The following is a 7,286-nucleotide window of genomic DNA, read 5'->3' on the forward strand; positions in this document are numbered from 1 at the left end:
ACCCGCCGGACACGGCCCCAGCACCACGGGCCCGAGGTCGCCGATGTCTCACCCCGACTTCACCCACCTCCACGTGCACCCCCAGTACGGCGGGTCCGGGCGGTGGCGGCCGTCCCGGACCGGCGGTGGCCCGCAGCCGGGCCGGCCTCCGCGTCCGCGCGGTAGACCGGCCGGCCCGGCACGGATCATTGCGGGCCCCGCCGCCGTTACACGAATGGGGGTTCCTCCGCTGGTCGGGGGCGGTGGGCCGGGACTCCACGGGAGGAAGCCGATGGTGCGGGCCACGGTCGGGCGGAGGCTGCTCGTCGCGGGACTACTGGTGTTTCTCGCGGCGGTGGCATTCCTCTTCGCCACGGGTCACGTCCTCATCCAGCGCAGCGAGGACTACGCGTCGGGGCAGCTCTGGTCGTTCTGGTTGCCGGTCCTGCTGGGACTGCTGCTCATCCGCGTGGCGCCGTGGCGCACGCCGGACGGCACCGCCCCGGCCGACATGCTGCGCGGCCGGCGGGCCAGGCGCGAGGTATGGGCGCTGCTCGGCTGCGTCGCCGCGTTCTTCGTCGGCGACCTGGTCCTCTACGGCGCCTACGACCTCGTCGATCCGCAGCTGCGGGCGCTCGCCTACCACACGTCCAAGGTGCTGTTCCTGCTCCTGCTGCCGATCATGCTGACCGGCCGCTCCGGGGTGATGGGCGCCTCCAGCCAGCCCGACGTCCTCCAGCGCGGGACCCGGGTGCCGTGGGGCTGGCGCTGGGCGGGCGTCCTGGCGGTCGTCGGCTACGTCTACATCGCGGTCCTGATCCCCTGGACCACGCCGGCGCCCTCTCCGGGGACGCTGCCCAACTCCTACACGCTGTTCGCCCGGCTGGCGCTCGCCCTGGTGACGGCGGCGCTGCTGGAGGAGGTCTTCTTCCGCGCGCTGCTGCAGACCCGCCTGGAGTACCTGCTGGGCCGGTGGCCGGGCATCGTCGTGTCGGCAGGGGTGTACGCGGTGGCCAGCCTCGTGGGCACCGACGCCTACCACAGCCTGGTGGTGGACCTGGCCATGGCGATCGCGGTCCAGGGCACGGCCGGCGTGCTGTTCGGCTACCTCTGGACGCGCTACCGCAACCTGTGGCTGAACTTCCTGCTGCACGCCTGCGTCAGCGTCGTCGCGGTGATGCATCCGGTCATCTACAACGCGCTGGTGTTCGGCCGCTGACCGGCCGGGGGCCCCGCGCGAGCGGGCGGCGCGGCCGGCCGGACCCGCCGGCACCCGGGGCGTTGAACCGCCCCGGGGGCGGGGAAGCCGGGCCCCGTCTCCATGCCGGCGGCCCGCCACGAGGCCGGCGCGGCCGCGGGTCCAGAGCGGGTGTACCCCTCCTCGGCGACCTCCCCGGAGCCGGTGGACTCCCGGGGCCGCTTGACGCCGCGGACGGCCGGGGAGGCCGCCGGTCCCTTACCCCTGGAGGGGGCCGCGGCGCCGCCGGCGTGCGGCGGCCCGCGGCCGCTAGCGCGTCAGCGCGGCCGGGCGTTCGGCGCGCGGGACGTCGAGCGGGAACCGGCGCGGCGGGCGGGTGTCGGAGGCGACCAGCCCCGCGTGGATCCGGGGACCGGCGATGGGAACGTCGGCCAGAACCTCCTCCGGGAGGTCGAACGCCTCGACCAGGGTCAGCGCCTGCCCGGCCAGGGACGCGATGAGCTCCTCCACGGCGTCGGGGAGCGCGGTGGTCTGGTCGCCGGTCAGGCGGCCCTCGGCGAGCAGGTCGCCGGCGTGCTCGCCGATCCGCTCCAGCGCGAACAGCCGGTACAGGTCGAGGAGCAGGGGCCCGGTGTCCGGCTCCGCGGTGCGGGCGGCGCCCAGCAGGGCCTCGCCGGCGCGGCGCTGGGCGAAGGCCGCCACCGCCCGCAGCGCGTGCGGGGCGGCGGCGTTCCAGCGCCCCAGGGGATCCCCGGGCGGTGCCTGCCGCAGGCGCCGCCGCGCCCGGTGCAGGTGGACGCGCTCGACCGAGGCGAGGAGGTCGCCCAGGAAGCCGGGGTCGGTGAGCGGCCGGCCGGCGGGGGCGTCCGAGGGCGGTGCGCTGTCGTGGTCGAGGAGCATCTCGGCGCCGGCCTTCACCCAGACGGCGAGGTTGTCGCCCTCGGCGGTGATCGGTCCCTCGGAGTCGGCGCACAGCGTCGCGAGCCGGTTGGCGGGGAACAGCGCCCGCGCCCCGCAGCGCTCCCGGCACTCGATCAGGATGCGCCGCCCGTTCCAGGTGACCCAGCCCTTGGCCACGGCCGCCATGCGCTCGGCCCGCTCCCGCCCCCGGGCGTCGGCGGGGCGGACCCGGAACATCCGCACGGTCTCGCGGTGCAGCAGCGTCATCGCGTAGCTGGCGGCCAGTGCGCTCACCAGCGGCCCGTGGTGGCTGCGGTGCGCGAAGACCGGCACCCGCGTACCGCCGCGCGCCCCGCTGATACCGCGGTGGTGGGAGTAGCGGACCGCGATGGCGAGCGCCGCGCGCACGGCGCCCAGCGTGGCGGCGCTCATGCAGAGCTTGCCCGTGGTGACGCGGTCGATGGAGCGGAGGAACCGCCGGCGCCGGTTGCCGACCGCGCTGGTGAGGACGCCGTCCGCTCCCAGCCGCCCGTGCTCGCCGGCCAGCATGGCGTGCCGCGGCAGCCGGACGTGCTCGAAGGACGTGAGGCAGTGGTCGACCGGACTGCCGTACTTCTCCGTCAGGGGCCGCACGGTGACGCCGGGCAGCGGACCGGAGGCGTCGGTCAGCGGGGTCAGGAAGAGGAACACCCCGTGGTCGTCGCCGTCGACGACCAGCCGCGCCGCCACGAGCCCCGTCTTCGGGCCGCCGTACCCGCCCGTGTTGGGCATGAACTTGCGCGCGCCGGGGTCGGGGGTGTGCAGGACGAAGCCGTCGGCCGCCGGGTCGTAGGTCGCGGTCGTCCGCAGCGCGCCGGCGTCGTTGCCGTGGTCGAGTTCCGTGCACAGGAACGTGCCGACGCGCCGCAGCGCCAGGTAGTCGCCCAGCTCGCGCCCGGGCTGGCGGTCATGGTCGAGCAGGCTGCCCAGGAACAGGTTGTAGTGGATACCGGCGATCGTGGTGAGGCCGCTGTCCACCGGCGCCGTCCACTCGTGCAGGCTCGCCAGCCGGGCGGGGTCGGCGGCGAGCTCCAGCGCCGAGTCCAGGTCGTCGTTGAGCAGGTGGAGGCGCTGGTAGGACAGCGCCACGCGGTCGGCGCCGTCCGGGACCGCCCGTGCGCGGAACGGCTCGGTCGCGAGGAGGGCGCGCCAGGGGCGGTGCTCCCGGTCGTACTCCGCCGTTGGGCCGAAGAGGACGCGTTTCAGTCCCGGGACGGTCGTCGGGGCTACCGGGGAGCCGGGGGCTCTCCGCGGGTCCTCGGTGGGCTCGTCCCGGAAGTGTGGTTCGCGCATCGGCCCGTGGTCCATGGCGCCGGTCTCCTTCGCCTTCGGTGCGTGGTCCTACGGATTCAATTGGCTGCGCGGAGCGCGTGCGGGGTGATCAACCGAAGGCACGCTGTGGGACTTGTCACGGACGGCTACCGGGGAGTCGCCGTTCGTGGCGGCACGGCGGCGGTGCGGTGCCCCGGACGCGCGGGTCAGCGCGACGGCCGGGACCGCGGTGGGAAGCCGGGCCGGGGGCCCGGCGGAAGTCCGGAACGCGGGCCCGGATACGGCCCGCGCGGCGAGCGCCGCAGGCCGGGGGAGTCGCCGAACGGATGGATGCTGGGGAGCGCGGCACTGGACGGCCACGTCACCTCCGAGTCCAGCGGGACGAGCGTCCGGTACCGCTCCGCCATCTCCCGCAGCGCCCGCGCCAGCCTGCGGCGCACCCCGGAGTCCGGCAGGCCGGGATCCAGCAGGCGGGCGCCGCGCAGCATCCGGACCCGCAGCGCCTCCTCGATGCGGGGGGCGCGCAGGGCGTACTGGGCCGCCGGCGTGCGGGCGAGCTCCTGCGCGCTGTACAGGATCTCGCCCAGCGCCGTCCGCATGGCGAAGTAGCCGGTCCAGCGGCCCAGCTCCTCGGAGAACTCCCCGGAGGCGATATGGCGGCCCTGCGGTGAACGCGGCGGGTAGGCGCCGGCCACGGCGTGCTCGAAGAGGCGGCGCGTGCCGGCGTCGGCGCTCAGCACGTGGCAGGCGCGGCCGATCTCGAACGCGAGGGTCTGCGGACGCGCCAGCCCCCAGTCGATGGCGACGAGCGGCGCGCCGTCGTAGGCGGCCGGGTCGGCCGGCACCAGCATGTTCTCGCCGTGCAGGTCCCCGTGGCGAAGCCCGACGGGCGCGGGCCGGTTGGCTCCCCACAGCGAGCGGACGTAGCGGTGCAGGGCCTCGGCCGGGAACAGCGACGTGTAGAGGCGGAAGGGCTCCGCGACGCCCTCCTCGGCGCAGCGGCCCAGCTCCTCCGCCACGGTCGCGTGGATGGCGAGCAGCTCCCGCCCGGCGTGCTCGCGCAGCGCCGGCGCGTCCGCGCCGGGGTAGCCGGGAACGGTCTCCAGCGAGGGGTCGAGGACGACCTCGCCGATGCGCGCCGCGAGGGCCACGACGTCGCGGACCTGCTCCCGCGTGGGCTGGCGGCCCGGGTTCGCCCGCAGCAGCGCGTTGAGCGGACGGCCGTGCACCCGCCCGACGGTGAAGCTGTCGGTCTCCTGGTCGTAGGCGGTCAGCGGCGGGGTCGGAACACCCTGCGACCACGCGGCCTCGTGGACGTCGTCGATACTGACGAAGATCCGCGGGTCCAGGACCGAGCCGCGGTGCTTGGCCGTGCGCCGGGGCACGCTCACCACCACGTCCCGCCACGGGAGGTCCAGGAAGTACACCTTGTTGAAGCCGCCCTGCGCGTCGGCGGCCGGCCGGCCGCCGACGGTGTTGAGCAGCTGCTGGTGCACGACCACGCGCTCGCCCGGCTGCGCGACACGGGTGTAGGGCTTGCCGCGGTACCAGCTGGGGCGCCTCAGCAGGTGGTCGCCAGGCTTCCGGGCGCCTCCGTCGCCCACCAGGGCGACGCTGCCCGGCATCGCGTCCGGGAAGGCCCGGTGCAGCGCGCCGTCGATGGCCGCCGCGGCGTGGATCGTCACCGTGCGCGTGGCCGCGGCGCTGGCGTCCCGGCGCAGGAAGAGCACCGGTTCGCCGTCCGGAGGGGCGAGGAGGTGCGGGGCGGCGGGCTGGTCGCGGACATGGGCGACGCGGACCCGGGCCGGCCGGGTGGTGAAGGAGGCCGCGGGCGGCAGGTACAGCACCGCCTCCTGCCAGCTGTCCCCGTCGCGTTCGCACGCGACGGTCATCGCCCGGCCGCGGGGCAGCGAGGCGCGCAGCGCGCCGAGCGGGCCGCCGCCGTCGATGGGGACGCGCTCGGCGATGGCCGCGTCGACCCGGTGCAGGCGCTGCGCGGCCCGCGTCAGGCGCGCCAGGGCGCGCAGCCGCTCCTCCGGCGTCCGGCCGGCGGCGGGTCCGCCGTCGGACAGCGCGTCGGTGACGTCGAGCAGGGCCGCCGGGGGCACCCGCTCCAGTGCCGAGCTCCGGGTCACCGTGCCGGCGGCGGGCAGCCCGACCCGCACCGCCATGACGGGCAGGTCCGCGCCGGCGAACCGGGGGAGGCAGCCGGCCCGGTCCACCGCGTCCCGCAGCGCCGCGGCGGCCGCGTCGGGGCCGCGCGCCGCCGGGGGCACGAGGACGGGGAAGGCGTCGGGGTCGCCGGCGGTGTCGCGCCGCAGCCGGCGGCCCGCCGCGACCAGGGCCCGCTCGCGGATGGCCGGGTCGGCGCGCGCCAGCGCGTCGTCGGGGACGACCACGAGCAGCCCGGCAGCGGGTGCCGTCTCCGCGGGGACGTGCCGGCTGTCCAGGAGGAGCTGGTCCCCCGAGCGCACGGCGGCGTCGGTCTCCGCGCCCGCGGGCGGCGGCACCGCGGCGGCCGCCCCGGGGAAGCGGAACCAGGTGGGGGCGGGCTGGAACTCGGGATCGTCGGGGTCGGGAACGTAGCGCGCCAGGCCGACGAGGTCCACCGCGGGGGCCGTGTCGTCGACGTCACGCAGGTCGCCGCCGTCGCGCGCGGCGGCGCCGCGCCGGGCGTCGACCGCGCGCCGCACCCGCGCGGTCACCGACCGCGGGGGGAGCGCCGGCCGGCCCGTCATGCGGCCGAGCTGGGCCAGCCGCCGGGTGAGGTCGCGCAGCATGCTCTCGGCCGTCTGCCCGGCCAGGAACCGCCCGGTCGCGATGCTGTCGGCGGTGCGCAGGATGTCCACATAGGCCGTGTGCACCACCTGCTGGCGCAGCAGGATGTCGAGCTCCTCGTCCAGGACCGCGGCGGGGTCAACCGGGCCGCGGGCGAGCAGGTGGCGCACGCGCGCGCGGTACGTCGCCCGCCCCTGGTCGTCCACCAGCGGCTCACGGCCGTCGCGCATCCAGAAGTAGACGGTCCGGGCGGCGTCGCTCACCGGGTCGGCGCAGCGCGCGTACTCCCAGCCCGACGCCCGCAGCCGCGGCTCGTCGAGGGTCCCGGCGGCGCCGAGGTGCAGGTGGTTGCGGTGCAGGTTCTGGTGGGTCAGCCCGGTGGGGCGGACGGGCAGCCGTGCGACGTCGCGCCAGACGCCGCGCAGCACCTCCTCGGTGGCGCACCCGAGGTCGGCGAGCAGCCCCGGATACCGCTGCCCGAGGTGCGCCGCCGCCCGCTCGGTGGTCATGACCTGCGCCTGGATCGCCGCGACCGAGTCGCAACCGTCCTGCCCGGGCCGCGGCGGGATCCGCTGCCCCTCGGCGCCGCGCAGCGGCGGCCGGTTGTGCTTCGGCAGCGCGTGGCACCCCACCGAGGAGAGCTGCCCGTGGATCTCCGCCAGCGAGTCGCGCGCCTCCGTCCAGGTCAGTGCGCGCTCCAGCGTGGGCAGCGCGCCGCCGACCTGCTCCCACCACCGCCCCAGCGCGTCCATCCGTCCCGGCACCGCCACCGACAGTTCCTGGGCGGCCGAGGCGATCACCCCGGTGGAGAAGACGGTGACGTCGAACTGCGGCCGCCGGCGCCGCGCCCGGAACCGCCACGTGCGAGAGGGGCCCGCGGAGGAGCGGTCCTTGACACGGAAGTAGTTGACGTAGTTGTTGCTCGTGACCGCGACCAGCTGACCCTCGGCGCTGTCCCCGGCCATGCCACCCGTCACCGCGGTCCTCCCGAGGGGGTCTCCCGGGACGTCGGCCTCGCGGCCCCCGGCGGGGCGCCCCGGCCCGTCCCGTCCACCGGTCAGATGATGGTAACGGCGCGCCTCCGGTAGGGACCCGCCCCGGTGGCGGGAGAACACCGGGG

Annotated in this window: 3 protein-coding genes; 1 reads left to right on the forward strand and 2 read right to left on the reverse strand. The window is 76.6% G+C overall.

Features of this window, described 5'->3' with window-relative positions:
- Positions 1-271: 271 nt before the first annotated feature.
- A complete protein-coding gene (locus DEF28_RS24505; RefSeq protein WP_114400637.1) occupies positions 272-1,198 on the forward strand; it encodes a CPBP family intramembrane glutamic endopeptidase in 927 nt (308 codons plus the stop codon).
- 288 nt (positions 1,199-1,486) lie between these two features.
- On the opposite strand, the gene DEF28_RS24510 is transcribed toward DEF28_RS24505, so the two are convergent.
- Positions 1,487-3,424 (reverse strand): acyl-CoA dehydrogenase family protein, encoded by a 1,938-nt coding sequence (locus tag DEF28_RS24510; protein ID WP_199493503.1) that lies wholly within the window; start codon positions 3,422-3,424, stop codon positions 1,487-1,489.
- Positions 3,425-3,594: 170 nt separating this feature from the next.
- A complete protein-coding gene (locus tag DEF28_RS24515; RefSeq protein WP_158562916.1) occupies positions 3,595-7,143 on the reverse strand; it encodes a phosphotransferase in 3,549 nt (1,182 codons plus the stop codon).
- Positions 7,144-7,286 lie beyond the last annotated feature (143 nt).

This window comes from Marinitenerispora sediminis, from assembly GCF_003336425.1.
GTDB lineage: Bacteria > Actinomycetota > Actinomycetes > Streptosporangiales > Streptosporangiaceae > Marinitenerispora > Marinitenerispora sediminis.

Bases quoted from the DNA above. Each gene is read 5' to 3' on its own strand.
- DEF28_RS24505 (WP_114400637.1), top strand. From the start codon at position 272: ATGGTGCGGGCCACGGTCGGGCGGAGGCTGCTCGTCGCGGGACTACTG.
- DEF28_RS24510 (WP_199493503.1), bottom strand. From the start codon at position 3,424: ATGGACCACGGGCCGATGCGCGAACCACACTTCCGGGACGAGCCCACC.